The 26,245-nt window shown below is 65.0% G+C and carries 23 protein-coding genes; 9 read left to right on the top strand and 14 right to left on the bottom strand.

Going from position 1 to position 26,245, the window contains the following annotated elements; translation table 11 throughout:
* Positions 1 to 62: 62 nt before the first annotated feature.
* Complete coding sequence (locus EAH73_RS02155; RefSeq protein ID WP_140464754.1) at positions 63 to 1,058, bottom strand: mechanosensitive ion channel family protein; 996 nt, start codon at positions 1,056 to 1,058, stop codon at positions 63 to 65.
* Positions 1,059 to 1,351: 293 nt separating this feature from the next.
* On the opposite strand from EAH73_RS02155, the gene EAH73_RS02150 reads away from it, so the two are divergent.
* Complete coding sequence (locus EAH73_RS02150; RefSeq protein ID WP_140464752.1) at positions 1,352 to 2,275, top strand: DUF3078 domain-containing protein; 924 nt, start codon at positions 1,352 to 1,354, stop codon at positions 2,273 to 2,275.
* 95 nt (positions 2,276 to 2,370) lie between these two features.
* Here EAH73_RS02150 and EAH73_RS02145 read toward each other — a convergent pair whose 3' ends face one another.
* The 7 genes from EAH73_RS02145 to EAH73_RS02115 form a co-directional block, all read right to left on the bottom strand.
* On the bottom strand, positions 2,371 to 2,658 hold the full coding sequence (locus tag EAH73_RS02145) for a hypothetical protein (RefSeq protein WP_140464750.1): 288 nt from the start codon (positions 2,656 to 2,658) through the stop codon (positions 2,371 to 2,373).
* A 48-nt stretch (positions 2,659 to 2,706) separates the two neighbouring features.
* Complete coding sequence (locus EAH73_RS02140) at positions 2,707 to 3,714, bottom strand: endonuclease/exonuclease/phosphatase family protein (RefSeq protein WP_140464748.1); 1,008 nt, start codon at positions 3,712 to 3,714, stop codon at positions 2,707 to 2,709.
* A 248-nt stretch (positions 3,715 to 3,962) separates the two neighbouring features.
* Positions 3,963 to 4,280 (bottom strand): cation:proton antiporter, encoded by a 318-nt coding sequence (locus tag EAH73_RS02135; protein WP_240047106.1) that lies wholly within the window; start codon positions 4,278 to 4,280, stop codon positions 3,963 to 3,965.
* A 58-nt stretch (positions 4,281 to 4,338) separates the two neighbouring features.
* A complete protein-coding gene (locus tag EAH73_RS02130; RefSeq protein WP_240047105.1) occupies positions 4,339 to 4,740 on the bottom strand; it encodes a response regulator in 402 nt (133 codons plus the stop codon).
* A 33-nt stretch (positions 4,741 to 4,773) separates the two neighbouring features.
* On the bottom strand, positions 4,774 to 7,335 hold the full coding sequence (locus EAH73_RS02125; protein ID WP_140464746.1) for a PAS domain-containing protein: 2,562 nt from the start codon (positions 7,333 to 7,335) through the stop codon (positions 4,774 to 4,776).
* A 213-nt stretch (positions 7,336 to 7,548) separates the two neighbouring features.
* Complete coding sequence (locus tag EAH73_RS02120; protein WP_240047104.1) at positions 7,549 to 7,914, bottom strand: mechanosensitive ion channel domain-containing protein; 366 nt, start codon at positions 7,912 to 7,914, stop codon at positions 7,549 to 7,551.
* A gap of 112 nt (positions 7,915 to 8,026) precedes the next feature.
* Entirely contained in the window at positions 8,027 to 9,421 is a 1,395-nt protein-coding gene (locus EAH73_RS02115; protein ID WP_161599421.1) for a DUF389 domain-containing protein, read from the bottom strand.
* A gap of 201 nt (positions 9,422 to 9,622) precedes the next feature.
* Between EAH73_RS02115 and EAH73_RS02110 the strand changes: the two genes are divergently transcribed.
* The gene (locus EAH73_RS02110) at positions 9,623 to 10,957 is read left to right on the top strand and encodes a DUF2254 domain-containing protein (protein WP_140464741.1); all 1,335 of its coding nucleotides are present in this window, start codon (positions 9,623 to 9,625) and stop codon (positions 10,955 to 10,957) included.
* A 225-nt stretch (positions 10,958 to 11,182) separates the two neighbouring features.
* Here the strand turns inward: EAH73_RS02110 and EAH73_RS02105 are convergent, their stop codons facing one another.
* From EAH73_RS02105 to fabG, 3 genes are read right to left on the bottom strand one after another with little or no spacing between them, the layout of a single operon-like run.
* Positions 11,183 to 11,956 carry a DUF4262 domain-containing protein gene (locus tag EAH73_RS02105; RefSeq protein ID WP_140464739.1) on the bottom strand — a complete coding sequence of 258 codons (774 nt, stop codon included), beginning with the start codon at positions 11,954 to 11,956 and terminating at the stop codon, positions 11,183 to 11,185.
* A 21-nt stretch (positions 11,957 to 11,977) separates the two neighbouring features.
* Complete coding sequence (locus tag EAH73_RS02100) at positions 11,978 to 12,262, bottom strand: hypothetical protein (protein WP_140464737.1); 285 nt, start codon at positions 12,260 to 12,262, stop codon at positions 11,978 to 11,980.
* 11 nt (positions 12,263 to 12,273) lie between these two features.
* Complete coding sequence (fabG, locus tag EAH73_RS02095; protein ID WP_140464735.1) at positions 12,274 to 13,023, bottom strand: 3-oxoacyl-[acyl-carrier-protein] reductase; 750 nt, start codon at positions 13,021 to 13,023, stop codon at positions 12,274 to 12,276.
* A gap of 108 nt (positions 13,024 to 13,131) precedes the next feature.
* On the opposite strand from fabG, the gene EAH73_RS02090 reads away from it, so the two are divergent.
* A complete protein-coding gene (locus EAH73_RS02090; protein WP_140464733.1) occupies positions 13,132 to 14,379 on the top strand; it encodes a geranylgeranyl reductase family protein in 1,248 nt (415 codons plus the stop codon).
* Between the two features lie 138 nt (positions 14,380 to 14,517).
* Here EAH73_RS02090 and EAH73_RS02085 read toward each other — a convergent pair whose 3' ends face one another.
* Complete coding sequence (locus EAH73_RS02085; protein ID WP_140464731.1) at positions 14,518 to 15,423, bottom strand: tetratricopeptide repeat protein; 906 nt, start codon at positions 15,421 to 15,423, stop codon at positions 14,518 to 14,520.
* A 215-nt stretch (positions 15,424 to 15,638) separates the two neighbouring features.
* Here EAH73_RS02085 and lpdA point away from each other — a divergent pair, with 215 nt between their 5' ends.
* On the top strand, positions 15,639 to 17,033 hold the full coding sequence (gene lpdA, locus EAH73_RS02080) for a dihydrolipoyl dehydrogenase (RefSeq protein ID WP_140464729.1): 1,395 nt from the start codon (positions 15,639 to 15,641) through the stop codon (positions 17,031 to 17,033).
* Between the two features lie 111 nt (positions 17,034 to 17,144).
* Positions 17,145 to 18,131 (top strand): virulence protein RhuM/Fic/DOC family protein, encoded by a 987-nt coding sequence (rhuM, locus tag EAH73_RS02075; protein ID WP_140464727.1) that lies wholly within the window; start codon positions 17,145 to 17,147, stop codon positions 18,129 to 18,131.
* Here the strand turns inward: rhuM and EAH73_RS02070 are convergent.
* A complete protein-coding gene (locus tag EAH73_RS02070; protein ID WP_140464725.1) occupies positions 18,128 to 19,060 on the bottom strand; it encodes a DMT family transporter in 933 nt (310 codons plus the stop codon). The two genes, rhuM and EAH73_RS02070, sit on opposite strands and share 4 nt — an antisense overlap.
* A gap of 99 nt (positions 19,061 to 19,159) precedes the next feature.
* Between EAH73_RS02070 and EAH73_RS02065 the strand changes: the two genes are divergently transcribed.
* The 4 genes from EAH73_RS02065 (at position 19,160) to EAH73_RS02050 (ending at position 25,316) form a co-directional block, all read left to right on the top strand.
* Complete coding sequence (locus EAH73_RS02065) at positions 19,160 to 20,488, top strand: replication-associated recombination protein A (protein WP_140464723.1); 1,329 nt, start codon at positions 19,160 to 19,162, stop codon at positions 20,486 to 20,488.
* Positions 20,489 to 20,646: 158 nt separating this feature from the next.
* Positions 20,647 to 22,437 (top strand): signal peptide peptidase SppA, encoded by a 1,791-nt coding sequence (gene sppA / locus EAH73_RS02060; protein ID WP_140464721.1) that lies wholly within the window; start codon positions 20,647 to 20,649, stop codon positions 22,435 to 22,437.
* Positions 22,438 to 22,580: 143 nt separating this feature from the next.
* Positions 22,581 to 24,458 carry a M1 family metallopeptidase gene (locus tag EAH73_RS02055; RefSeq protein ID WP_140464719.1) on the top strand — a complete coding sequence of 626 codons (1,878 nt, stop codon included), beginning with the start codon at positions 22,581 to 22,583 and terminating at the stop codon, positions 24,456 to 24,458.
* Between the two features lie 12 nt (positions 24,459 to 24,470).
* Positions 24,471 to 25,316, top strand: a complete 846-nt coding sequence (locus tag EAH73_RS02050; protein WP_140464717.1) for a purine-nucleoside phosphorylase — start codon at positions 24,471 to 24,473, stop codon at positions 25,314 to 25,316.
* 83 nt (positions 25,317 to 25,399) lie between these two features.
* On the opposite strand, the gene EAH73_RS02045 is transcribed toward EAH73_RS02050, so the two are convergent.
* Positions 25,400 to 26,236 carry a DUF4249 domain-containing protein gene (locus EAH73_RS02045; RefSeq protein WP_140464715.1) on the bottom strand — a complete coding sequence of 279 codons (837 nt, stop codon included), beginning with the start codon at positions 26,234 to 26,236 and terminating at the stop codon, positions 25,400 to 25,402.
* Positions 26,237 to 26,245 lie beyond the last annotated feature (9 nt).

Below are 26,245 nucleotides of genomic sequence, written 5' to 3'. Positions count from 1 at the left end.
AAGGCGGTCAACATGACCGCCTTGCTGGCTAATGACCCTTGCGATTTAGGGGCCCTGCGCCCTTATGCAGCCGGTGCGGCGGGCTCCTTTTCGGTCGGCTTTTCGGGGGCGTCTTGGCGTGCCTGGCGCTCGGCGCGTTGGTGCTCGGCCCGCGATTGGGGCACGTCGCCTTTGCCGGCGGGCCAACCTTCGCGCTGGGTATTGCGGTCGCCGTCGGTCACTTCGGTCTGGTCGTGCAGCAGGATTTGCTGGGTCGGGAAGGGCAGGTCGATGCCGTGGGCGGTGAGCTGGTTTTTGATGGCCTCGAGCACCCGGTCCTGCGCGTCCATGATGTCGGCGCGGCGGGGCGGGTTAATCCACCAGCGGGCGCGGATGTTGACGCTGCTGCCGGCCAGGTCCACCACGATGGCCTCGGGGGCGGGGTCGGCCAGCACGCCGTCCACGCCGCGCATGGCCTCGATCATCAGCTTCCGGGCAGTGGCAATGTCGTCGCTGTACCCGATGCCGATGTCGTACTGCAAGCGGCGCGTTTCGTAGGCCGTGTTCACGGTCACGGCGTTGATGAACAGCTCGGCGTTGGGAATCACCACCCGCCGCCCGTCGTAGGTGCGGATGGTGGTGGCGCGGGTCTGGATGGACTCCACGGTGCCCTCAAAGTCTTTGTACTTAATCTGGTCGTTGAGTTTGAAGGGCTCGGTGAGCAGCAGCAGCACCCCGGCCAGGAAGTTCTGGAAGATGTCTTTGAAGGCAAAGCCGATGGCCACGCCGCCCACGCCCAGGGCGCTGATTAGACTGGCCGGCGTGAAGCTGGGCACCACGATGGTGACCGTGACGAGTACGCCCAGGATGAGGGTGGCCACGTAGGCCAGGCGGCTGAGCAGGATGTTGAGGCCCTGGCTCTGGCGGTGCTGGGTGAAGCGCTGCACGAGCGAGCGCACCCCGCGGGCCCCGTACAGGAAGGCCACGAAGACGACAATGCCAAAAACCAGGTTGGGCAGCAGGGCCATAAAGTCGCGGCCCATCTGGTTGATTTGTCGCCAGGCAATTGAAAAATCCATACGGTGTCGGGGCGCGGCGGGGGGCCGCGTTAGCAAAAGTGGGACGATAGTTACCGGGGCATCGGCCACTTGGGGCCCACCAGAAACCGGCTGGAAACCAAGCAGCTCCTTGGATGAGCTTACGGTGATGCACGGTTTACGGAAAGCGCCCCGGAAAAGGCGGTAATTTTCGGGGGTAAACCGCCCGGCCTGGCCGCTTCGGGCCCGCTGGCGGCCCCCGGGGGCCCTGGCCCCGGCCGGCGCTGGGGCCCCTGGCCGGCGCCAGGGGCCCTATTTCCCACCATTTTTCACGCATGAAGATACTGTTTACCCACACTGCCTGGCTGTGGGCGCTGGCCTTGCCCGCCGCTGCCCAAACCACCCCCACCCCCCGCGCCATTCCCGCCGACAGCGTGCGCTACTGGGCCACCCACCTGCGGGCGGGCCTCAACGCCAACGAGGCGCTCATCTCCAAAAACTGGAAGAGCGGTGGTACCAGCTCGCTGGGCCTCAGCCTGTTGTTCAACGGCACGGCCCGCTACGAGCACGGCCACCACAACTGGAACGGCGAGGCCGATTTCCTCTACGCCGGCCAGTACACGCAGGGCGAGGAGGGCGGCTACCGCAAAACCAACGACCGGCTTTACCTCGATACCAAGTACGGCTACGACCTCACCAAAAAGTGGGGCCTGTTCACGGCCATGAACCTGCTCTCGCAGTTTGCTGCCGGCTTCAACTACGCCGACGACGGCCAGGCCACGCTCATCTCCAGCTTCCTGGCCCCGGGCTACCTCACCAGCTCCTTCGGGGCCGAGTTTCACCCCAACGAGCGCTTCAACCTGCGCCTGGCCCCGCTGGCCCCGCGCGTCACCATCGTGCGCCAGCCCGACCGCTTCCGCATCCCCGCCGACACCACCATCTACGGCGTAAAGCCCGGCCGCTCTGCTTTCTGGCAGGTGGGCTTCCAGGCCCTGGCCCAGCTCGAGCAGCCCCTGGGCCCCAACGCCGACCTCAAGGTGCGCTACGTGCTGTTTGTGGACTACGCCCGCCCCCGCCTCGTCGATACCTCGCACCGCCTCGACCTCACCCTCACGGCCAAAATCAACACCCTGCTCAACGTGAGCCTGGGCGGCATCGTGCTCTACGACTACAACCAGGACCAGGGCTTCCAGTACAGCCAAAACCTGGCCCTGGGCATCGTGCTCGACCGCAACCGGCCGGCCAACCGGCCCAAGTAGCGCCCCCCGGGGCCCTAAAAAAAGCCCCCGGGGCCCCTGCGAAGCTTGCGCCACAGGGCCCCCAGGGGAATTTCCTTAGTGCCCGGGGGCCCCGCTTACGGCGTGGCCTTTACCTCTTTCTTGATGCCTTCCAGGTTTTGCCGGGCCCCGTCGAGCTGCTGCTCGATGCCGTTAAGCTTGGTTTTTTCGGTTTCGATCACGGCCTTCTGGCGCTCTACCTGGCTGATTAACACTTGTACTTTTTGGGCTTGCTCGGCCACGGCCGGGCTGGCCGAGTTGAGGTCGGCCGCCACGGGTGCATCGGGGGCCGATTGGCAGCTGCTGAGGGCCAAGCCGCTGGCCAGCAGCAAGGTGAGGGAGAGGAGGGGGGTACGGACTGACATGGGAAAAATAAAGAGTGAAAAAAAGAAATACAGCTGGCGCAGTGCAATTTACTCCGCCGAAAGTGCCAGTTCAACATACAGCGGAAAATGGTCGGAGCCCACGTCGGGCAGCCGTTTCAACTCGACTACCCGCCACGGGGCGCTCACAAAAAAATGGTCGAGCGGCCAGCGGGCCAGGTGCGAGCGGGCATCGAAGGTGTTGTAGAAGCCGCGCCCGCGGTTCACGTCGCGCAGCTGCCCGTCTTGGGTCAGCTGGGCAATAGTGCCCGACCAACTCACGTCGTTGAAATCGCCAGCCACGATGGTGGGCCGGGCATTGCCCCGCACCATGGTGGCCACTTTGTGCAGCGCCAGGCCGCGCAGGCCCACGCCGTCGGGGTAGTTGTCGGGAATGGGCGGGGTGGGGTGGATGCCAAAAAAATCGACCTCCCGGCCGCTGGGCAGCCGCAGCCGCGTGCGCACCGAGGGCACCCCGCGCTGCAGCAAGTCCTGCACTTGGGTGGCGGCCAGCGGCAGGCGCGAGTACAAAATCAGCCCGTAGGCATCGGCGCGGGGCAGCTCTACGCGGTAGGGGTAGCTGGCGTGCAGGGGCTTCAGGGCCTGCGCCCACCAGTCGTCGGGCTCCAGGGCCAGCACCACGTCGGGCCGCAGGGCCTGCACCAGCCGGCGCAGGCGGGCATCCTCGCGGTTCTTAATCAGTACGTTGATGACCAGGATGCGCAGGCGGTTGGTTGAGTCGCGGGCCTGGGCGGGGGTGGCGTCGGGCACGGCCTTGGGCGCCAGGGGCAGGAAGGGCCACAAGAAAGAAGCCTGCACCGCCAGCGCCAGCGCACTGGCCAGCACCAGGGCCCCCCGCACCCGCGGGTGCGCCGGCCACCGCAATAGCAACAGGCCCACCAGCGCCACGGCCAGCACGGCCAGCGCCTGCAGCCGCGGAAAGCCCGCGGCCTGCACCCACCAAATGGGCCGGGGCACCACCGATACCAGCGTGAGCGCCACCGCCAGCACGGCCGCAGCGGCCAGCACGTAGCGGAGCCCGGTTAACAGTTGCTTCATAGTCGAGGTAAACGGGGCGGGTGGCCGGGGCGTTGCGCCCGCGTGGGGCCCCAGGCAGTTAAGTAGTGGGGTTGGTTTTTTGCGCCCCCGTTTTTGCCGGGGCCCCCGGCGGGCCCGGCATCTCAAGAACGTTATCCATTATCACCTAATAGATTCAATGCCTGGGCCTACTGGCCCTCCGGGTAGAGCCGGCGGATGAGCTTGCCCAGCGTGAGGCCCTGGCCGATGACCGAGAACAGCACCACGGCTTAGGTGATGGCCATGATGACCCCCTTGTGGGGTACGGCATTGCTGATGGACAGGGCCAGGGCCAGCACCACCGCCAGCCCGCTGATGAACCAATACGAACACTCGAACTTGATGACCAGCAGCTCCACGCCGATGAGCACAAAAAGCAAGGCGTTGAGAATCAGGTCAATCAGCTCCCGGAATTTGTCCACGTAGTCCTCCGTTTTGCGGCTCATGGCGTCCTGGCGGGCAAAGTCGCCCACCAGTAGGCCGGCCACCACCATGGCCAGGGGCCCCGATACGTGCAGGCGCTGGGCCAGCAGGTAGCCCCCCATCATGGCGGCCAGCGGTAGTTTTGGGTGGCCGTTGGCGGCGGGGCTGGGGGCCCCGCGCCCGCTAGCGCTGGAAGTGGAGCCGCAGAATGTCCTCGATTTTCTCCTTAGTCAGCGGCTTGCTCACCAGCCCGTCGATGTGCAGCTCGTCGAGGCGGCTCAGGTCGCGGGCGTCCATGGTGGTCGTGAGCATGATGATGACCGTGGCTCGCCGCTCGGCCTGGGGCCGCTGCTTGTAGGCTTCCAGAAACTGGATGCCGTTCATGCCGGGCATGTTCACGTCGAGCAGGATGAGGGCGGGCTCCTCGGCGGGGCCGGGCAGGCGCCCGATAAGCTCCAGGGCCTCGGCCCCGCCCTCGGCCACCAGCAGCCGGTCCGTCACCTCCAGGCTCTTGAACAGCAGCTCGTTTAAGAAATTATTGGTCGAATCGTCGTCGACCAGCAGCACACTGGATAGCTTTTCCAAAATAAGGGGGGGATGTTGTTTTAAGAATAAGGGCTAGCCCGCCTGGGGCAGCGAAACGGTGAAGGTGGAGCCCACGCCCAGCTCGCTGTGCACGGCGATGGTGCCGCCGGCGTTTTCCACCATTTTCTTCACCATGTACAGGCCCACGCCCGAGCCGGGCACGTGGCTGTGCAGCCGCCGAAACATGCGAAACAGCTCGCCCTGCTGCACCTGGCTGAGGCCTAGGCCGTTGTCGTGCACGGCCAGTACCACCTGGCCGGCGAGGCGGTAGCCGCGCAGCAGCACCGCGGTGGGCCGGCCGGGGGCCCCGTACTTCACGGCGTTGCTGAGCAGGTTGTAGATGATGCTGCGCAGGTTTTTGGCCGAGAAGTGCACCGTGGGGCACGCGGCCAGGTCCACGGCGAGGGTGGCCCCGGCGGCGGCCAGCTCGGGCAATATGTCGAGGCGCACGGCCTCCACCAGGGCGGGCAGGTCGATGGCCTCGGCGGGCTGGTGCAGCGTGGCCTCTTGCAGGCGGGAGATGTCGGTGAGGTGGCCCAGCGTTTGCTGGAAGCGCGCCACTGCGCCGCCCATCATATCGAGCAGGCGCGGCACCAGCGGCTCCTGCAACGCGTTGGGCGGCAGGTGCTCACGCAGGGCCCCCAGCAGCCCCTCGATGTTGGTGATGGGCGACTTGAGGTCGTGCGAGGCCGAATACACGAACGTGTCGAGGTCGGCGTTGGTGCGCGTGAGCTGGGCGTTGGTGGTGTGCAGGGCCGCGTTGGTGGCCCGCATTTTCTCGTTGCTGGCGGCAAGCTCCTCGTTCAGGGCCAGCACCTGGTGGCGGGCCAGCACCTGGTCGGTCACGTCGTACACGAAAGCGGCCACGCCCGTGATGCGGCCCTGCTCGCGGTAGGCCTGGTAGGCAAACGTGACGTAGCGCGGGCTGCCGGGCTGGAGCTTTTCGAGCGGCATGTCGAGCACGACCTGGCTTTCGCCGGTGGCGTACACCCGGTCCATCAGCTCAACCAGGCCCGCCAGCTTGATGCGCGGGTACACCTCGGCCAGGGTGTGGCCTTGCAGGGGCCCCGCCCACACTTCGGGCGGAAATAGCTCCTCAAAGGCGGGGTTGAAATAGTCGATGCGGTGGTCGGGCTCGCGCAGGAGCACAATGGCCACCGGCGTTTGCTCAAAGATCTGAAACAGCTCCTGCCGCTGCTGGGCCTGGCGCTGCACCACGGCCAGCATGGCGGCTTGCAGCGTATCGGTTTGCTTGCGCGCCCGCACCCGGTCGGTCACGTCGATGATAAAGGCCAGAATGCCCTGCGGGTGCTGCTGGCCGTCGAAGAGGGGCTGGTAGATGAAGTCTACGTACCGCAGCTCGGCCCGGCCCGTGGCCGGGTCGTGCAGCATAATCGAGGTTTCGGTGCCCACGAAGGGCTGGCCCGTGGCATATACCTGGTCGAGCAAGGCAATAAAGCCCTGCTCCTGCACCTCGGGCATCGCCTCGGCGGCGGTGCGGCCCAGCGCAGCGCGGCCGGCGACAATGGCTTGGTACTGGTCGTTGAAAAACGAAAAGCGGTGCTCGGGGCCGCTGAGCGTGGCAATGGCGGCCGGCACCTGGCCCAGGATCTGGCTCAGTAGGCGCTGCTGCATCCGCAGCTGCTCGCGCTGCCGCTCCACCTCAAACAGGGCGGTGTGGGCCTCGGCCGAGCGGGCCGTTACGCGCAGCTCCAGCTCCTCGTTGAGCTGCTGCAACTGGCGGCGGGCCAGCACCTGCTCCGTAACTTCGGTGGCCACCACCATTGCCCCGTAGATGCGGCCATCGGCCTCGTACAAAGGCACGTACACAAAATCCCAGAACACGGTTTCGCGCTGGCCGTTGCGGTCGTGCTGGGCTTCCATTGCCTGGGCCACGTGGGGCACGCCGGTGGCCATCACGCCGTCCAGCAGCGCCTCGTAGCCCATGCCGGCCACCTCGGGCAGCGCCTCAAACAAGCCCTTGCCAAGCAGCTGCGCGGGGGTGCGGCCCCACAGCCGGCACACCGTGGGGTTGGCCAGCTCGATGATGTACTGGGGCCCCCGGTACACGGCCACGGCCACCGGGGCCTGCTCAAACACGCGCTGAAGCTCGCCGCGCTGGCGCTCGGCCTCGGCCAGGGCGGCCTGCTCGCGGGCCTGGCTCTGGCGCAGGGCCTGCGCCTGGGCCCCGGGCAGCGGGGCGTCGGTGTCCAGAAAGCTCACCACCAGCCGGGGCCCCTGCCGCCGGGCCACCAAGTGGAAGTAGCCGTCGAGGCCGTCGTGCTGGAAGTTGAACGCCTCGCGCTGCGTTTCGCCCGAGAGAAAAGCGTCGCGGTAGAACGCGAAGATGCCCGCCGGCCCGGCCTTCGGGAAGCGCGTCAGAAATGACTCGGGGGGGCACTGGGGCAGCCGTAGCAGCTGCTGGGCGGCGGGGTTGAGGTACTCGTAGGCCAGGTCCACGATTTCCGCGCCTGCCGCCGCGTACACCGGCCGGAAGAGGATAAACCCGGTGAGCGCCACCTCGAGCAGGGTGTGCAGTAGCTCCTCCGGAGCCGCGTCGGCGGCCAGAGGGCCAGCCAGGGTAGGGTGAGGCATGTTTAGTAAACGTGCGGCGCAAACAATTGGCCAGCCGCACACCTACGAAGGTACCAAAAACAATCTTTTGTCCTGCGCCAACGGTGGCGCTTATTTTAGAGCGGTTGCCACGTTTACTAACCTGAATACCGCTCTGGGAATCTTGGCGGCGCTCAGCATGCGGTTCGATTTTTGAATTTCCAGACTGCCCAAACAGCTTCAGTCTAAATCACGCTACTCCCCGCCATCTACCCGAAACTTCGGGGCTGCGTAGTCTTTGGGCAGGTAATCGGCGGGGATGGTGGTTTGGTTGCCGTCGCGCTGGGCGCGGTAGTGGGGCGACATGATTTCGACGCCGGCCTTGTTGAACTCGTCCTGAATGTTTTGGTGAATGCGCGAGTAGAGCACGGCCTGGCGGCTGGCCTCGCGGGTGTAGGCGTTGAGCTGGTAGCTCACGTAGTCGTCGTCGAGGCTGGTTTGAAGCACGAAGGGCTGGGGCTCGGGCAGGATGCCCCCGGCCCCCAGGGCCGCCGCGATGAGCAGCTGGTGCACCTGCGCCCAGGGCACGTCGTAGCCGCTGGTGACGGTGGTGTGCAGCACCAGCCCGAGCGTGGGCGCGGCGGGGCCCGGAGGCTGATTTCTGGAAACAACCCCATCGGCTAAAAGTCAAGGCGGGCGTAAGCCAGGGCCCCAGCCCCGCGCTCCTAGCTGCTCAGCGCTTGCGCCCGGCCGGAGCGGGGGGTGCCGGCTGCGTTTCGACCAGCAGCTGCACGGGCTGCTGGGTGCCGGCGCGCAGGCTCAGCCACTGGCGCAGGCGCTGCTGCTCGGCGGCGGGCAGCGCCCGGCTCACGCGCAGGGCCACCACCACGGTGGTATCGGCGCGCAGCGAATCGGCGGCGGGGCGCACCAGGCGGCTCAGGCCGAGCTGGCGCACGGTGGGGTGCTCTACCTGCACCTCGCGCAGCAGGGCGGCCGGCGCGGGCAGGGCGGGGGCGGAGGGGGCGCTGGGGCGCACCAGCAGCTCTTGGAGCTGGGCCAAGCGGGTGTCGTAGCCGGCCAGGGTTTGCTCGTTGCGGCTGCGCACGTCTTCAAGCAGGCTGGTGCGCAGGGCGCGGGTATCGGTCGAGTCGAGGCCGGCCAGGCCCTGGCGCACAGTGAGCTTGGCGTCTGTGAGGCGGTATTTTGCCAAGCGCGCGCGGGCCGTGCGCAGCTGGGCCGGCTTGAGGCGCTGGCCGGCCAGCAGCACGTTGACGGTGTGCGTATCGGCCTCCACGCGGCGCGTGACCACGTAAGTACCGGGCAGGCTCAGCTGCTCGTCGATGAATTGCTGGGCGTTGTGCGTGAACACGGTGCTGCGCACGATGCCCACGGCCAGGTACACGCTGGGGCCCGCCGTGAGCAGCGCCACAATCCAGATGCCGCGCTGCACCCACTGGCCGCGCCGGCCGCTGTCGAACTGGTGCTGCGGCAGCGGCAGGATGCGGGCCACCAGAAACGTAGCCAGGCTGATGAACACGCAGTTGATAAAAAACAAGTACAGGGCCCCAAACAGGTAGCCCCAGTGCGCCGTGGCCAGTCCGTAGCCGGCCGTGCAAAGCGGCGGCATGAGGGCGGTGGCAATGGCCACGCCGGGCACCACGTTGCCCCGCTCGCGGCGGGTGAAGCCGATGGCCCCGGCCGCCCCGCCAAACAGGGCAATGGCCACGTCCCAGGTGGTGGGCGAGGTGCGCGAGAGCAGCTCGGAGCCCGCATCGGTGAGGGGCGTGAGCCGGAAGTACACGGCCGATACCAGCAGGCTGAGGCCGGCGGCAATCAGCAGGTTTTTCAGGCCCCGCTGCATGAGGTCGACCTCCACGGTGGCGGCCCCGAAGCCGATGCCCACGATGGGCCCCATGAGCGGCGAGATGAGCATGGCCCCGATGATAACGGCCGTAGAGTTGACGTTCAGCCCCACCGAGGCCACCAGAATGGCGAAGATGAGCACCCACAGGTTGGTGCCCTTGAACACCAGCCCGTCCTCAACGTCGGTCATTATTTCGGCCGGCTCGGCCATGTCGGACGACAGGTCGAAGTGCGAGCGCAACCAGCGGAGAGCAGCAAAAGTCATAGCGTAAGAAGCGGGGAGATAAGAAGCGGGGAAAAGGGGCAGCGGCCGGCCGTAGCACTGGCAGAAGGCCCGCGCAACGGCCCAGCTTGGCATGGCCTTACGCAAATACCGATAAAAATGCCAGCTTGGGGCCCCCGCCCACCCGGCGGAACCGGGGCCCTGGCCGTACACGAGCCCAGTTTAACCAGTCCGTAGCCGCCCATGCTTTCCCTCTTTCGCCGTTCCTGGCAGCGCCTGCACGATTCTTTATGGTTTGTGCCCACCCTGATGGTGCTGGGGGCCTGCGGGCTGGCGTACGGGCTGATTGAGTTCGACAGCCGCACCTCGTTTGACGGGGCCAAGAATTTTCCGCTGCTGTTTGGGGTGGGGGCCCAGGGCTCACGCAGCATGCTCACGGCGGTGGCGGGCTCGATGCTGACGGTGGCGGCGCTGGTGTTTTCGCTCACGCTCTCCACCATCTCGCAGGTGAGCAGCCAGTACTCGCCCCGGGTGCTGCGCAACTTCATGCGCGACCGGGGCAACCAAGTGGTAATGGGCTACTTCGTGGGCGTGTTTGCCTATTGCCTGCTCGTGCTGGGCACCATCCGGGGCACCGACGAGCAGAAATTCGTGCCCAGCACCGCCGTCATGGTGGGCCTGGCCCTGGCCCTGGGCGGCGTGGCGGCGCTCATCTACTTCATCCACCACATCGCCGAGTCGCTGCAAACCGACACCATCCTCCAGCGCATCAGCCGCCAGAGCCGGGAGGCCGTGGAGGAGCTTTTCCCCGAGGCGCTGGGGGCCCCCGCCGACACCCCCGCCCTGTACCTGGCCTGGCGCGAGGCCGCGGCCCGGCCCCACTGGCGGTCGGTGCGCGCCACCGAAACGGGCTACGTGCAGCACATCGACGCGGCCGCCCTGCTGGCCTGGGCCACCGAGCACCAAGCCTGGCTGCGCGTCGAGCAGCCGGTGGGGGCCTTCGTGGGCGAGGGCAACCGCCTGATCAGCTACCAGCCGCAGGCCGCGGCGGCCACCCTCTCCGATGACGAGCACGCGGCCCTGGTGCGCTGCGTGCGGCTGGAGTCGCACCGCAGCATCGGGCAGGACGTGGCCTTTGGGGTGCAGCAGCTGGTCGACATTGCCCTGAAGGCCCTCTCGCCCGGCATCAACGACACCACCACGGCCATCATGGCCGTCGACCACCTGGGGCTGCTGGTGCAGCGCCTGGCCGGGCGGCCCTTCCCAGCCACGCTCCGCACCACCGAAACCGAAGCCAAAGTGCTGGTGCTGATGCCGGCCCGCGACTTCTCCGGCTACGTGAAGCTGGCCTTCGACCTGGTGCGCATCAATTCCAAGGGCAACCACGCGCTGTTTCGGCGCCTGCTGCGGGCGCTGGGCCAGGTGGGCGAAGACGCCAGCTCGGCCGAGCGCAAAGCCGCGGTGGAAGCGCAGGCCCAGCTGCTGCTCCGCCACGCCGAAGAAACCCTGGCCACCGACTACGAGAAAGATGCCGTGCTCGCCACCTACGAGGAAGTAAAGGCCAACTGGCTGTCCTAGCGCTGGCCGGGGCCCCTAGCCGGCCCTCCGGGGCTGGTCAGCAGCCCATTGGCGTAAGTCCTGATTAAGTTGCGAAACGACACTGCCCAGTGGTGTAATAATCCGCCGGCGTGTTTCTGCGCTCCCAACGCCTGCGCAAGTAGGGCCCCCAGCGCCGTAGCCACCCGGCGGGCGCGGGTAGGAGGGCGGTCGCTGGGAGCAGAGCGAGGGGGAAAAGCCAGCGGTTTATTCCGCGCCGTCTTCCTCGTCCTCAAACGCCTCCTTTTGCCACTTCCCACCAATCGCTTCCCGCTGAGCTTGCCAACCATAATTCAGTTGGAACAGCTCGTTAACGGTTGGGTCTTGGGCCACGATTTCTATCAGCGCGACCATTCTTAGGTCGTTGTCATCGTATTGTGCATTGCTGAGAAACTGCCAGTTGCCTTCGTCGTCGTGCACTACGTGTAGAACGGGTTGGCCTTCCAAAACCTGGCGCGTGGTGTAGACGTTCAGGCCGTGCTCCTCCCGAAACTTGAAATCATGGTTTCGGTCGAGCAAGGGTTGGCCGAATTTCCAGCTCGCGGTGAATCCCTCTTCCCACGGGAAAAGGGCCTGCTTATCCGGCCACACGATTTGCAAAGCGGGGAAATCCCAGCCCTTGTAAAACCAGCGGCCGTAGCCGAAATAATCACCGTAGTTGGCTTTGGCAACCCGTAGGAAGCGCACGTCGAAGTCGCCGATAAAATCAGGGTAGCCGAGGGCAAGGTCCGGCTGCGGTTGCTGGTCGAACAGCTCCTTCGCCGTCCAAAACATCGAGTGCATCAAGTCCTGGTTCAGCGAAAAGCAGATGAGCTCCGGGTAGCCGTAGGTTTTGAACAGCCCAACGGTGTAGGCAAAACCGGGTGAGTACCCATCGCTGGGCACTACCACTACGTGAAACCCGTACTTCGCTACGTCGCTGATTATCTGCTCCTCCGCGGCTGCGTCATCGTGCGCGGCGTGTTCTTGGGATGTGGGCATTGTGCTATAGTAATTGCTCAACTACTCGTAGATCGTAGCACCGCGCAGCATATCAGCAAAAACGCGCCAACTGGCGACATTTGCATTTACTGCTAATTCATCAGTCGATGAGATATTGAGGTAGTAACCGTCAATATCAGTTGCATAAGCTGCTAAAGCTTCTAAAAAATCGCCAAGATTTTGGTTCTCCCAATCTTTGCCATTGATTTGATAATCAATAAGCAAACGACTTAAGAAGCGTGCAAAATCCTGACGATTTCGAATAGCCGATGTTTCAAGTGGATCCTGTTCGTTAGCCAATTTCATGGCAATTTCTACTACGTCAGCATGCCGCCATCCACTTGCAGCACCTGACCGGTGATGTAGCTCGAATCGTCCGAAGCCAAAAAGGCGGTGGCTTTGGCCACGTCGTCGGGCGAGCCGCCGCGCTTGAGTGGGATGGCCTTGCGCCACTCGTCCACTTGCTTGGCGTCGAGGGCCTCGGTCATTTCGGTTTCGATGAAGCCCGGGGCCACGGCGTTGCAGCGGATGTTGCGCGAGCCCAGCTCCAGGGCCACCGATTTGGTGAAGCCAATGATGCCGGCCTTGCTGGCGGCGTAGTTGGCCTGCCCGGCGTTGCCCTTGATGCCCACCACGCTGGTCATGTTGATGATGGAGCCGGTTTTGGCGCGCATCATGGGCTTGGTGGCGGCCTTGGTGAGGTTGAAGACCGACTTGAGGTTCACGGTCAGCACGTTGTCCCACTGCTGCTCGCTCATGCGCATCAGCAGGCCGTCCTGCGTGATGCCGGCGTTGTTGACGAGGATGTCCAGCTTGCCGAAGTCGGCCAGCACGTCCTCGACCAGCTTTTCGGCCTGGGCGTAGTCCGAGGCGTCGGAGCGGTAGCCCTTGGCCTTGGCGCCGTGGGCGGCCAACTCGGCCTCCAGGGCCTGGCCTTTTTCTACCGACGACAAATACGTGAAGGCCACCTGGGCCCCCAGCTGGGCAAAATGCGCGGCAATGGCGCGGCCAATTCCTTTCGAGGCCCCGGTCACGAGGGCTACTTTTCCGGCGAGAGTCTGATTCATGGGGCGAAGGTAGGGGCGCTTGTCATTCCGAGCGCAGCGCGGAATCTGGGGCCCTGGTAGCGACCTTTGCCCCATGCTCTGCACCTCAGATTCCTCGCTGCGCTCGGAATGACAGCGAACCACGACATCTGCATCCTGGGCGCAGGGCCCGGCGGGGCCACCGCCGCCCTGCACCTGGCCAACGCCGGCCAGCCCTGCCTGCTGCTCGACCGCGCCACTTTCCCGCGCGACAAAGTGTGCGGCGACGCCCTGAGCGGCAAGGTGTTGATGGAGCTCAAGCGCATCGACGAGGCGCTGCCCGCCCGGCTGGGGGCCCTGCCCACGCAGGTGCCGAGCTGGGGCATCGACTTCTTCGCGCCCAACGGCCGCCGCCTGGCCATTCCCTTCAAGCCCAAGTTCGACAAGGCCACCGACCGCGCCGCCGGCCACGTGGCCAAGCGCCTCGATTTCGACAATTTCCTGGTGAACGAAGTGCGCCAGCGGCCCGAAATCGACTTCCGCGAAAACGTGGACGTGGCCCGCACCGAGCGCACCCCCGCCGGCGGCTGGCAGCTGTTTGACAAAGCCGGCAACCTGCTGGCCGAGTGCAAGTTGCTGCTGGTGGCCAACGGGGCCCAGTCGGCGTTTGCGCGCCAGGTGGCCGGCCACGCTCTGGAGCCCGACCACCACTGCGCCGGCCTGCGCACCTACTACCAGGGCGTGGCCGGCCTCAGCCCCGATAATTTCATCGAGCTGCACTTCATCAAGGAATTTTTGCCCGGCTACCTGTGGGTGTTCCCGCTGCCCAACGGCCAGGCCAACGTGGGTGTGGGGATGCTCTCGAAGACGGTGGCGGCCAAAAAAATTAACCTGCGCCAGCGCCTCGACGAGATTCTGGCCACCCACCCGGCCCTGGCCCCGCGCTTCGCGCAGGCCGAGCGGCTGGGGCCCGTGCGCGGCTTCGGGCTGCCGCTGGGTTCGAAGCGCCGGCCGCTGTCGGGGCCCCAGTACCTGCTGCTCGGCGACGCCGGCTCGCTCATCGACCCGTTTTCGGGCGAGGGCATTTCGCACGCCATGGTGAGCGGGCGCCACGCCGCCGTGTGGGCCGCCCAGGCCGTGGCCAGCGGCGATTTCAGCCCAAAATTCCTCCAGAACTACGACAAGGCCGTGTACAACCGCCTCTGGCAGGAGCTGCGCCTGAGCCGCGCCATGCAGCGCCTGCTCAACTTCCCCAGCCTGTTCAACATCGTGGCCAACCGCGCCGCCAACAACCCCACGCTGGCCGAAACCCTCTCCGCCATGTTCCTCGACCTGGACCTGCGCGAGCGGCTGCGCAAGCCCAGCTTCTACTTCAAGCTGCTGTTCGGCGGAAAATAGAGTGGATGGAGTAGGGGCGGGGCTTGCCCCCGCCCGTCGTTGAACGAAATCGGTGAATTGACGCGAGCGGCAGGGCGGAGGCAAGCCCCGCCCCTACCTCCCTTTATACGGGGCCCTAACAACAGGCTTAAACCTGCCCTAGGGCCGGACGGCCGTGGGACGCGCGGTGCGCATGGGCGCGGCCTTGATGGGCTCCTTGCCGTCGTGGCCCACGTAGCGGCGCAGGCTTTTGGCGGCGACGGGGTTGAGGGTAGTGGCGTGCTCCAGGTCGCGGCGGGCCTCGGGCAGCTTATCAAACGAGGCGTAGCTGATGCCTCGGTATTCCCAGGCGTCGGCGTAGGCCGAATCGAGCTGGATGGCGTGCGTGAAATCGGCCACGGCGGGCTTGTACTGGTTCATCTGCATCTTGGCCACGCCGCGGCCGAAGAACGATTCCTTGTCGTCGGGCCGGTAGCGGAGGGCCCCGGCGAAGTCGGCAGCGGCGGCCTTGTAGCGCTTCATCATCAGGTGGTTCACGCCGCGGTTGTAGTAGGCGTCGGGGTTGTTGCGCTGGTAGCGCAGCGCGGCCGAGTAGTCGAGCTGGGCGGCGGGGTACTCGTGCAGGTAGCTCTTGGCTTTGGCGCGCTGGAGCAGGGCGGCGGCGTCTTTGGGGTGGGCCTTGAGGGCGGCGTCGGCCGTGGCCAGCATCTGGCGGTACTCGGCATTGGTCATCTTCTTCTCGCGGCTGCGCTCGGCCGATGCCTCGCGGGCCCCCACGGCGGGGGGCGCCACGGCCGGGGCCCCAGCGCCGGGGCCCTCGGTGGCGAGCTGGCCGGCGCGGGCATCGGGTGCCGAGCGGGCCGCCCCGGTCGAGTCGACGGGCGGCGCGGCGGGGGCGGCCGCAGCCACGCTGGCGGCCGAGTCGGCGGGGAGCAGGGCGGCGGGAGGCGCGGAGATGCTGGTGGCCACGGCCTTGGAGCGCTCCTTTTCGGTGGTGATGGCGCAGCTGGTGAGGGCCCCGAGCAAGCCGAGGGCTGCGAGGCGGGAAAGGGTCGAAGTGGGCATAAGGCAGGGGGTAGCAAGCAATTTTGGCCGAGGCGGCCAAAACCGCGCCTTATACGGACAAGCTGGCCCGGTGGCTGCCCCGCTTCGCAAAAGGGCGGGCACGTTCGGGGGCCCGGCGGGGTTTAGGAGCGGGCCGGGGTGCGCGGCTATCTTTGCGCACCGGCCGGGGCGGCGGGCGGCCGGCGATTTTCCTTTCTCTTCTTTCGTAAGACTTTATGGCATTGCAATTTGATTTGGTGGTGGTGGGCAGCGGCCCGGGCGGCTACGTGGCGGCCATTCGGGCCTCGCAGCTGGGCCTGAAAGTGGGCGTCATCGAGCGCGAAAGCCTCGGCGGCATTTGCCTCAACTGGGGCTGCATTCCCACCAAAGCGCTGCTGAAATCGGCGCAGGTATTCGAGTATTTCCACCACGCCGCCGACTACGGCCTGAGCGCCGAGGGCGTAAGCTTCGACTTTGCCAAAGTGGTGCAGCGCAGCCGCGGCGTGGCCGACGGCATGAGCAAGGGCATCAACTTCCTGTTCAAAAAGAATAAGATTGAGACCGTGATGGGCGTGGGCAAATTGGTGGCCCCCGGCAAAGTGGAGGTCACGAAGGCCGACGGCACCAAGGAAACCGTGGAGGCCAAGAGCATCATCCTGGCCACCGGCACCCGCGCCCGCCAACTGCCCAACCTGCCCATCGACGACAAGAAAATCATCGGCTACCGCAAGGCCATGACCCTGGAGCAGATGCCCAAGAAGATGGTGGTAGTGGGCTCGGGCGCCATCGGCGTCGAGTTTGCGTACTTCTACCGCACCATGGGCGCGGAGGTCACCATCGTGGAGTTCATGCCCCGCATCGTGCCGGTGGAGGACGAGGAGATTTCGCGCCAGATGGAGAAATCCTACCGCAAAATCGGCATCAACATCCTCACCAACGCCGAAGTAACGAAGGTGGACACCAGCGGCACCGGCTGCGTGGTGACCATCAAAACGGCCAAGGGCGAGGAGCAAATCAACTGCGACGTGGTGCTCAGCGCCGTGGGCATCCAGACCAACATCGAGAACATTGGCCTCGAAGAGCTGGGCATTAAAACCGACCGCGGCCGCGTGCTGGTGGACGACTTTTACCAGACTAACGTGCCCGGTGTGTACGCCATCGGCGACATCGTGCCGGGCCCCGCGCTGGCCCACGTGGCCTCGGCCGAGGGCATCATCTGCGTCGAGAAAATCGCCGGCCACCACCCCGAGCCCCTCAACTACCAGAACATCCCTGGCTGCACCTACGCCTCGCCCGAAATTGCCAGCGTGGGCCTCACCGAAAAGGAAGCCAAGGACAAGGGCTACGACATCCTGGTGGGCAAGTTTCCGTTCTCGGCTTCAGGCAAGGCCAGCGCCGCCGGTGCCAAAGACGGCTTCGTGAAGGTCATCTTCGACAAGAAGTACGGCGAGTGGCTGGGGGCCCACATGATCGGGGCCAACGTGACCGAGCTGATTGCCGAAGTAGTGGTAGCCCGCAAGCTCGAAACCACCGGCCACGAAATCATCAAATCGGTGCACCCGCACCCCACCATGAGCGAGGCCATCATGGAAGCCGCCGCCGCTGCCTACGGTGAAGTAATTCACCTGTAAGCTTTTCGGTTGTAAGAAATGCTGGGGCCCCGGCTGCATCGCGCAGTCGGGGCCCTTTTGTTTGCACCGAAAATTATGGCGTGTTTCGCCGAATCATTCTTCTCTGTTCCAATGAATCCCACCGAAAACGTCCTTCTCTACCAAGCCCCCGACGGGCAAACCCAACTCGAAGTGCAGCTCGACCACGAAACCGTCTGGCTGACCCAAGCGCAAATGGCGGAGCTTTTTGCTACGACAAAGCAAAACGTAAGCTTGCACGTGCGCAACCTTTTCCGCGAAGGAGAATTAGAGGAAACTTCAACTGTCAAGGATTCCTTGACAGTTGTTTCAAACGGCAGAAACTACTACGTCAAGTACTATAACCTCGATGTCATCATCTCCGTCGGCTACCGGGTGAAGTCGTTACGCGGCACACACTTCCGCCAGTGGGCCACGGGCGTGTTGCGGCAGTACTTGGTGCAGGGCTACGCGCTGAATGACAAGCGCCTGCGCGAAAGCGCCCGCCAACTAGCTGACCTTAAGCGGCTAGTGCAGCTACAGGGCGAAGTGGCAGCCAGCCAGGAACTGACTTCCGACCAATCGGACGCACTGCTGCGGGTGCTGGGCGACTACGCCAGGGCCCTCGACGTGCTTGACCAGTACGATCACCAGCGCCTGCAGGTGCGCGGCACGGCCACCGACGAGCCGTTTGAATTAACCTACGAAGCCGGCTTAGAGGCCGTGGAAGGGCTGCGCAAGCAGTTCGGAGGCAGCGCCTTGTTTGGGCGTGAAAAGGATGCGTCGTTCCAAAGCTCGGTCCGCACCATTTACCAGAGTTTTGGCGGCGAAGACCTGTACCCAAGCGTGGAGGAAAAGGCGGCCAATTTGCTGTATTTCGTAGTGAAAAACCACTCGTTTTCCGACGGTAACAAGCGCATTGCCGCGTTCTTATTTGTGTGGTTTCTCGACCGGAACCGTTGCCTATACCATTCCGACGGCTCGCGCCGCCTGGCCGATAACGCCCTGGTGGCCCTCACGCTGCTCATTGCCGAGAGCAAGCCCGAGGATAAAGCCACGATGGTGACGCTGGTGGTGAACCTGATTAATCAGGATAATTAATCCTGCACCACTTCCAGCGGCGCGACGGGCGCCGGGGCCCCCTTGGGCTTGCGGCTCACCAGCCACACGCCCACGAAGATGAGCACGGCCTGCCCGGCCTTGTCCCAGGTGAGGGCGTCTTTGCCCAGGGCCACGGCGATGAGCACGGCCAGCACCGGCTGGAGGTAGATGTAGACGCCAAGCAGGGCGGGGGAGGCAAATTTCAAAGCCCAGTTGTTCAGCAGATAGGCCATGATGGTGAGAAAGACAATCATGTAGATGATTTCGGCCCAAATCTTTACCGGGAAGTGGGCGTAGTCGGCCGCTAGGGCGTCGCGCCAGCCCACGGGCACGGCAATGAGGGCCCCCACCAAAAAAATTCGGGCCAATACGGTGAAGGCGTGGTACTTGCGCATGAGCGGCTGCACCAGCACCAGGTACAGCCCAAATACCGTGGCGTTGGCCAGAATGCAGAGGTTGCCCAGCGTGGCGTGCGGGTAGATGGCGGCCTGCGCCGGCCGGCTGAGGATGAGCGCCGCCGCCCCGCCGGCCCCCACCAAAATGCCCAGCAGCCGTGAGCCGGTGATTTTTTCGTGCAGCAGCACGGCCGAGGCCAGCACCACCACGATGGGGGCGATGGTTTGCAGCAGCGAGGCCGAGATGGGCGAGGTCCAGTTCAGGCCCGCAAAAAATAGCAGCTGGTTGACGCCGATGCCGCAGATGCCGCACAAAATGGAGCGCACCGTGTCGGCCCGCCCGCGGATTTGGTCGCCCGGGGCCGCCACGCGCTTGGCCAGCGTGAAGAACAGCAGGGCCCCCAGGATGCGGAGCGTGACGATGCCGAAGGGCCCCATGTAGCGGGGCATCACGTCTTTGGACAGCGAATAGTTGGCGGCGTAGATGAGCGCGACGACGAACAGGGCCGCGTGGACGCGGTATTGGTTTTTCATGCAGGATTGGGGCGACGCGGGGCGAACTTTGCGGCGTGCGCCGGGGCCCCGGCAGCCAGCGCCCCGGCGCACGCCAACAAAGTTCGCGCTCCTTCCGCCATGTCCTCTCTTTTTCCCGACGACCCGCCCGCCGCCTTCGCCCCGCCGCCCGGCCCGGGCCCCGACGCGCCCCTGGCCGAGCGCCGCCGCCCCCACCGCCTAGCCGACTACGCCGGCCAGCCCCACCTGCTGGGGCCCCAGGGCGTGCTCACGCGCTACCTGGCCGCCGGCCGCCTGCCCAGCCTGCTGCTGTGGGGCCCCCCCGGCGTGGGCAAAACTACCCTGGCCTTGCTGCTGGCCAGCGAGTTGAAGCAGCCCTTCGCCGCCCTCAGCGCCATCAACGCCGGGGTGAAGGACGTGCGCGAGGTCATCGACAAAGCCAAGCGGCAGCGCGGCACGGTGCTGTTCATCGACGAGATTCACCGCTTCAGCAAGGCGCAGCAGGACGCGCTGCTGGGGGCCGTGGAAAATGGGACAATTACCCTAATCGGCGCCACCACCGAAAATCCGTCGTTCGAAGTGATTCCGGCGTTGCTCTCGCGCTGCCAGGTGTACGTGCTGGAGCCGCTGGGGCCCGATACGCTGCGCGACCTCGTGGCCAAGGCTCTAGCCGAAGACGCTGCTTTAAGCCAGAAGAAGGTCAAAATCAAGGAAGACCACGCCCTGCTGGCCCTGAGCGGCGGCGATGCCCGCAAGCTGCTCAACCTGCTCGAAATTGTGGTGCAGAGCACGCCGCCCGACAAAAAGGGCGTCGTCACCGTCACCGATGCCGTGGTGCAGCAGGTGGCCCAGCGCCCGCTGGCCCGCTACGACAAGGGCGGCGAAATGCACTACGACGTGATTTCGGCCTTCATTAAAAGCATCCGCGGCTCCGACCCCAACGCCGCGCTCTACTACCTGGCCGTGATGCTGGAGGGCGGCGAGGACGTGAAGTTCATCGCCCGGCGCATGCTCATTCTGGCTTCCGAAGACATCGGCAACGCCAATCCCAACGCCCTGCTGCTGGCCACGAGCTGCTTCCAGGCATGCACCGTCATCGGCCTGCCCGAATCGGATTTGATTCTCAGCCAAACGGTTATCTACCTGGCTACGTCGGAGAAAAGCAACGCCGCCTACACGGCCATCCGGGCGGCGCAGGCCGAGGTGCGGGCCCGGGGCGTGCACCCCGTGCCGGTGCCGCTGCGCAACGCACCCACCCGCCTGCTCAAGCAGCTCGGCTACGGCAAGGAGTACGAGTACTCGCACAACGGCGCCGGCAACTTCGCGGCCCAGGAGTTCCTGCCCGACGCCCTCAGCGGCACCGCCTATTACGAGCCGGGCCAGAACGCCGCCGAGCAGCGCATCCGCGAGAAGCTGCGCGGCTGGTGGGGCGAGAAATATGGTTATTAACTCAGTGGTAGGGCCCCAGAACGGACCAGGGCGCCGCGCGGTTTGTAACAATAGCCGCCCAGCGGCGATGAATCCGCCGCAGCTTGCGGCTCAACAGCGAAGCGCGGGCTTCGGCTGGGCCGGGCTACTTTTACCCAGTTTAAAAACCATTCCGTTCCATGCGTCAATTCTTTAAATTTACCCTGGCCACGCTGCTGGGGCTGGTGCTGTTTTTTGGCCTTGGCGTGGCGGTGTTCGCCGTCATCGTGGGCGTGGCCAGCAGTGCCAGCAAAACCAAAACCGTGGCCGCTAACTCGGTGCTGGAGCTGAAGCTGAATGAGCCGCTCACCGAGCGCGGCCAGTCCACCGACTTCAATCCGCTGGGCGGCCGGCAGTCGTCCACGGGCCTGGTGGCGCTGAAGGAGGCCATCGGCCGGGCCAAAACCGACGACGACATCAAGGGCATCCTGCTGAACCTGGACATTGTGCAGGGCGGCATGGCCTCGCTGGAAGAAGTGCGCGACGCACTGCTCGATTTCAAGAAGTCGGGCAAGTTTGTGGTGGCCTACCACGAAACGGCGTCCGAAAAGAGCTACTACCTGGCATCGGTAGCCAACGAAATCTACCTGCACCCGCAGGGCTTGCTGGAGTTCAACGGCTTGAGCTCGGAAGTAATGTTCTACAAGCGGCTGTTTGAGAAGGCTGGCATCGAGCCCTATATCTTCCGGGTGGGCTCGTTCAAGAGCGCCGTGGAGCCGTTTTTCCGCGAGAACTTCTCCGACTCGGCCCGCTTGCAAACCGTGTCGTACCTGCACTCGCTCAACGACCACATGATTGGCCAGGTGGCCACGGCGCGGGGCATTGCGCCCGCCCGCCTGCACGTCATCTCCGACTCGATGCTGGTGCACGACGCCAACGACGCCCTGCGCCTGAAGCTGGTGACCAAGCTCGGCTACTTCGACGAAGTGCAGGACTACATGCGCGGCAAGCTGGGCCTGGCCAAGGACAAAAAGCCCCACCTGGTGAGCCTGAGCGACTACACCGACGACGAGCAGGCCGACGAAAGCGAGGGCAAGACCAGCGGCAGCCGCATCGCCGTCATCTACGCCGAGGGCGACATCGTGGGCGGCAAGGGCTCGGACGACAACATTGGCAGCACCAAGTTTGCCGAAGCCATCCGCAAGGCCCGGCTCGACGACAAGGTGAAGGCCGTGGTGCTGCGCATCAACTCGCCGGGCGGCTCGTCGCTGGCCTCCGACGTGATTTACCGCGAGGTGCTGCTGACCAAAAAAGTGAAGCCCATCATCGCCAGCATGAGCGACGTGGCGGCCTCGGGCGGCTACTACATTGCCATGGCGTGCGACACTATCGTGGCCCATCCGAACTCCATTACGGGCTCGATTGGCGTGTTTGGCGTGCTGCCCAACATCCAGCCGCTGCTGGCCGACAAGCTCGGCATCACGGTGGACCGCGTGACGACGGGCAAGTTTTCGGACCTGCCCACCATTACACGGGCCCTGTCGGACTACGAGAAAAAGACCATGCAGCACAGCGTGGACCTGATTTACGCCGACTTCACGAGCAAGGCTGCCCTGGGCCGCCACATGCCCGTGGAGCGCCTGCGCCGCCTGGCCTCGGGCCGCGTGTGGAGCGGCGCCGAAGCCAAAGCCAACGGCCTCGTGGACGTGCTCGGCGACTACGAAGACGCCCTGAAAATTGCCGCCGCCCGCGCCCACCTCGTCGCCGACGACTATGACGTGCAGCGCCTGCCGCGCCGCAAATCGGGCCTGGAGGCGCTGCTGGCCCGCTTCGGCGTCGGCGATGAGGCCGAGGCTGCCGCCGATGCCCGCGTGCAAGCCGCCCTCAAAACCAAGCTGGGGCCCCTGTACCCGGCCTACGCCCAGTACCAGAAGCTGCTGACGATGAGCGGTGTGCAGGCGCGGCTGCCGTATGATCTGGAAATTAAGTAGTTGGCCGAAGTAGAGAATAAAAAATGGTCCTGCTGAGCTCGTCGAAGCAGCTCTCCCGCTGAGTAAATGATTACTGCTGCGGGAGAGCTGCTTCGACAGGTTCAGCGTGACGGATGATTAAATTCAAATTAGCACCCTTGACAATGCGTCGTCTCCTTCTAATTAGCCTTGCCCTGGGGGCCCTATCCCAGCAAGCTGCCCACGCCCAGGCGCTCTACCAGCCACGCGACATCAAGCAGGCTTTTGCCAAGCAGACGCGGGCCGCCGACGGCCGCCCGGGGCCCAAATACTGGCAGAACACGGCCCGCTACGACATTACGGTGCAGGCCGCGCCGCCGGCGCGTGATATCCGGGGGCGCGAGAAAATCACCTACTTCAACAACAGCCCCGATACGCTCAAGAGCCTGACCATCCGGCTGATCCAGAACATTCACCAGCCCGGCGCGGCGCGGGAAAGCGACGCGGGGCCCGACTACCTGACGGAAGGCGTCACGATTGATTCTTTCGCCGTGGCGGGCCAGGCGCGGCCGTTTGCCGGCCAGGGCCCCGCCACCTGGAAGGTCATCCGGCTGGCCAAGCCGCTGGCCCCGCACGACTCGGTGCGCATGGCCTTCGCCTGGCACTTCCCGCTTTCGGTGCAGAGCGGCCGGGAAGGGATGATTGACAAAACCACGTTCTTCCTGGCTTATTTCTACCCGCGCATTTCGGTGTACGACGACTACAACGGCTGGGACCGGCTGAACTTCGTGGACAGCAAGGAATTTTATAACGACTTCAACGACTACACGTTGCGGGTGCAGGTGCCGGCCAACTACCTCGTGTGGGCCACCGGCACGCTGCAAAATCCCAAGCAGGTATTGCAGCCGGCTTTCGCCAAAAAGCTGGACAAATCCATGACCAGCGACGCGGTGATGCACATCGCCACGGCCGCCGATTTGGCCAAGAAAAACATCACCGCCCAGGGCCCCCAGAACACGTGGGTGTGGACGGCCAAGGACATTTCGGACGTGACGCTGGGCCTGAGCGACCACTACGTGTGGGACGCCGCCAGCGTGGTGGTGGACCCCGCCACCAAGCGCCGCGCCAGCGTGCAGGCCGCCTTCGCCGACTCGACCGAGGACTTCCACTACGCCGTGAAAAACGGGCAGAACGCACTGGGCTGGTTCTCGCGCAACCTACCCGGCGTGCCGTACCCGTTCCCGAAAATGACCGTGTTCCAGGGCTTTGCCGATATGGAATACCCAATGATGGTGAACGACAGCCCGGAGAAGGACCTGAAGTTCGCGCAGCTCGTGGCCGACCACGAAATCGCCCACACGTACTTTCCATTCTACATGGGCATCAACGAGAGCCGCTACGCTTTCATGGACGAGGGTTGGGCCACCACGCTGGAGCTGTTCATCGGGCGGGCCGAAAACGGCGTGGAGCAGGCCGACGAGTTCTACAAGAAGTTCCGGGTGAACCGCTGGATTCACGACCCGGCCACGGCCGAGGACCTGCCCGTCATCACGCCCAGCAGCGAGCTGCGCGCCGGCTACGGCAACAACTCCTACGGCAAGGCCTCGCTGAGCTACTTGGCGTTGCAGGATATGCTGGGCGAGGAATTGTTCAAGAAAAGCCTGAAAGAGTACATGGCCCGCTGGCACGGAAAGCACCCCATTCCGTGGGATTATTTCAACTCGATGAACAGCGCCTCGGGCCAGGATCTGAACTGGTTTTTCAACAACTGGTTCTTCACCAACAACTACATTGACCTAGCCCTGGAGCCGGCGGCGGCCACCGCCCAGGGTCCCGCCGTGGCGGTGCGCAACGTGGGCGGCTTCGCGGTGCCCGTGAACCTGAAGGTGACCTACGCCGACGGCACCACGTCCGCCGTGCACCAGTCGCCGGCCGTGTGGCGTGCCAACGAGCGGCAGGCCACCATCGCCTTGCCCGGTACGAAGGCCATCAAAACGGTGGAATTAGTAAACGGCATTTACATGGATGCCGACACCAGCAACGACCGCCTGGCGGTGAAGTAACCAACTGACAGCATGAGCTTTCCTGACGCCGCCGGGGCCCTACGCGCCCTCCACGAAGCCGCCGACTACATCCGGAAGCAATCCGGTAATTTCCAGCCTGCCACGGGCATCATCCTCGGCACCGGGCTGGGGGCCCTGGTGCGGGAGGTGGACGTGGCCTACGCGCTTGACTACGAAGACATTCCGCACTTCCCGCTCTCCACCGTCGAGAGCCACGCCGGGCGGCTGGTGCTGGGCACGCTGGGCGGCCGGCGCGTGGCCGTGCTGCAGGGCCGCTTTCACTACTACGAGGGCTACAGCATGGCCCAGGTGGTGTTTCCGGTGCGGGTGCTGAAGCTGCTGGGCATCGAGCAGCTGCTGGTGAGCAACGCCGCCGGGGGCCTGAACCCCGACTTCCAGCTGGCCGACCTTATGCTCATCGACGACCACCTCAACCTGCTGCCCACCAACCCCTTGGTGGGCGCCAACCTCGACGAGCTGGGCCCCCGCTTCCCCGATATGTTTGCGCCCTACGATGCCGGCCTGCTGGCCCGCGCCGAGGCAGCGGCCCAGGCCATCGGCCAGGGCCCCACCACGCGCCGCGGCGTGTACGCGGCCCTGCCCGGCCCCATGCTCGAAACCCCCGCCGAGTACCGCTACCTGCGCACCATCGGGGCCGATGCGGTGGGCATGAGCACCGTGCCCGAGGTGATTGCCGCCCGCCACATGGGCCTGCCCGTGTTGGCCGTTTCGGTCATCACCGATTTATGCGCGCCCGGCCACCTCAAGCCGGTGGTGCTGGCCGATATTTTCGCTGCCGCCGGGGCCGCCGAACCGCGCCTCACGGCCCTTCTGCGGACCGTGGTGGCGGGGCTGTAATAGGGCCCCCAACTTACCCGAAAACACTAAAAAAGGCGGCCCTGCTCAGCAGGGTCGCCTTTTTTAGTGTTTTATGAATGCGTTTACTTTGACAGAAATATGGTTCTGCGAGTATAGCTGAGCACTGTGAACACGCCCACGCCGCCCTGCACGGTGCTGTAGATGGCCGAGGGCTGGCCGAAGGGGTTGCCGTTGGCGCTGCGGGCGTCGTTCACCGACTGGCGGAAGCGGTAGAACGCGGGGTCGAGGTGGTAGAGGGTGGCCGTAACGGTGTCGCTGGGGTTGAAGCGGTAGCTGGTGCCCAGCGTGACGAGCTGGCCGTTGAGCAGGCGGTCCTGCACCGTCAGATCGTTCTCCGGGCTGCTGTAAATGCGCAAGCCCTTGTGCAGCTGCAGGCGGTAGTAGTCATCCGGCGTGGCCGGGTCCTGGAAGTAGCTGAGGAAGTACGCCTTGCGGTTGTCGCCGGTGCCGTCGTTGAACTTGTAGTTGACCGAGTCGAGGGGCACTGTGGCGGGCATGGTAGCCGAGCCGGTGAGGTGGCGGCCCTTGGTGTCCTGCACGTCGAGACCGAAGGTGTCGCCGGGCTTGGCCACCAGCGGCGCGGTGCCGATGTGGGTATAAAGTTTCTTAGTAACCGGGTCCTGGCCCGGCCGATAGTACAGCGGCAACCGGGCCCCACCGGGCAGCGTCAGGTTCACGGTCACGTCGGTGGGCACCATGGGCAGCACGGCCGAGAGGTACGCCTGCGACTCGGTGACGGTAAGGCGCGGCACTACGCCCGGCTCGAGGTAGCACTCGGCCACCAGCTGCGAGCTGTACTCGGGCAGCACCACGGCCAGGTCGTTGGAGAACTTGCCGCAGCCAGCCAGCGCCAGGGCCCCCACGGTGGCGATGAGATAACGAAAGGGAATCGGCTTCATAACGAATAG

Source organism: Hymenobacter nivis, from assembly GCF_006439025.1.
GTDB lineage: Bacteria > Bacteroidota > Bacteroidia > Cytophagales > Hymenobacteraceae > Hymenobacter > Hymenobacter nivis_A.
Note: the sequence above shows the minus strand (reverse complement) of the source record. Positions and strands in the feature narration are given on the sequence as shown.

Coding starts and splice junctions, on each gene's coding strand:
- EAH73_RS02155 (WP_140464754.1), bottom strand. CDS start 1,058: ATGGATTTTTCAATTGCCTGGCGACAAATCAACCAGATGGGCCGCGAC.
- EAH73_RS02150 (WP_140464752.1), top strand. CDS start 1,352: ATGAAGATACTGTTTACCCACACTGCCTGGCTGTGGGCGCTGGCCTTG.
- EAH73_RS02145 (WP_140464750.1), bottom strand. CDS start 2,658: ATGTCAGTCCGTACCCCCCTCCTCTCCCTCACCTTGCTGCTGGCCAGC.
- EAH73_RS02140 (WP_140464748.1), bottom strand. CDS start 3,714: ATGAAGCAACTGTTAACCGGGCTCCGCTACGTGCTGGCCGCTGCGGCC.
- EAH73_RS02135 (WP_240047106.1), bottom strand. CDS start 4,280: ATGATGGGGGGCTACCTGCTGGCCCAGCGCCTGCACGTATCGGGGCCC.
- EAH73_RS02125 (WP_140464746.1), bottom strand. CDS start 7,335: ATGCCTCACCCTACCCTGGCTGGCCCTCTGGCCGCCGACGCGGCTCCG.
- EAH73_RS02115 (WP_161599421.1), bottom strand. CDS start 9,421: ATGACTTTTGCTGCTCTCCGCTGGTTGCGCTCGCACTTCGACCTGTCG.
- EAH73_RS02110 (WP_140464741.1), top strand. CDS start 9,623: ATGCTTTCCCTCTTTCGCCGTTCCTGGCAGCGCCTGCACGATTCTTTA.
- EAH73_RS02105 (WP_140464739.1), bottom strand. CDS start 11,956: ATGCCCACATCCCAAGAACACGCCGCGCACGATGACGCAGCCGCGGAG.
- EAH73_RS02100 (WP_140464737.1), bottom strand. CDS start 12,262: ATGAAATTGGCTAACGAACAGGATCCACTTGAAACATCGGCTATTCGA.
- fabG (WP_140464735.1), bottom strand. CDS start 13,023: ATGAATCAGACTCTCGCCGGAAAAGTAGCCCTCGTGACCGGGGCCTCG.
- EAH73_RS02090 (WP_140464733.1), top strand. CDS start 13,132: ATGACAGCGAACCACGACATCTGCATCCTGGGCGCAGGGCCCGGCGGG.
- EAH73_RS02085 (WP_140464731.1), bottom strand. CDS start 15,423: ATGCCCACTTCGACCCTTTCCCGCCTCGCAGCCCTCGGCTTGCTCGGG.
- lpdA (WP_140464729.1), top strand. CDS start 15,639: ATGGCATTGCAATTTGATTTGGTGGTGGTGGGCAGCGGCCCGGGCGGC.
- rhuM (WP_140464727.1), top strand. CDS start 17,145: ATGAATCCCACCGAAAACGTCCTTCTCTACCAAGCCCCCGACGGGCAA.
- EAH73_RS02070 (WP_140464725.1), bottom strand. CDS start 19,060: ATGAAAAACCAATACCGCGTCCACGCGGCCCTGTTCGTCGTCGCGCTC.
- EAH73_RS02065 (WP_140464723.1), top strand. CDS start 19,160: ATGTCCTCTCTTTTTCCCGACGACCCGCCCGCCGCCTTCGCCCCGCCG.
- sppA (WP_140464721.1), top strand. CDS start 20,647: ATGCGTCAATTCTTTAAATTTACCCTGGCCACGCTGCTGGGGCTGGTG.
- EAH73_RS02055 (WP_140464719.1), top strand. CDS start 22,581: ATGCGTCGTCTCCTTCTAATTAGCCTTGCCCTGGGGGCCCTATCCCAG.
- EAH73_RS02050 (WP_140464717.1), top strand. CDS start 24,471: ATGAGCTTTCCTGACGCCGCCGGGGCCCTACGCGCCCTCCACGAAGCC.
- EAH73_RS02045 (WP_140464715.1), bottom strand. CDS start 26,236: ATGAAGCCGATTCCCTTTCGTTATCTCATCGCCACCGTGGGGGCCCTG.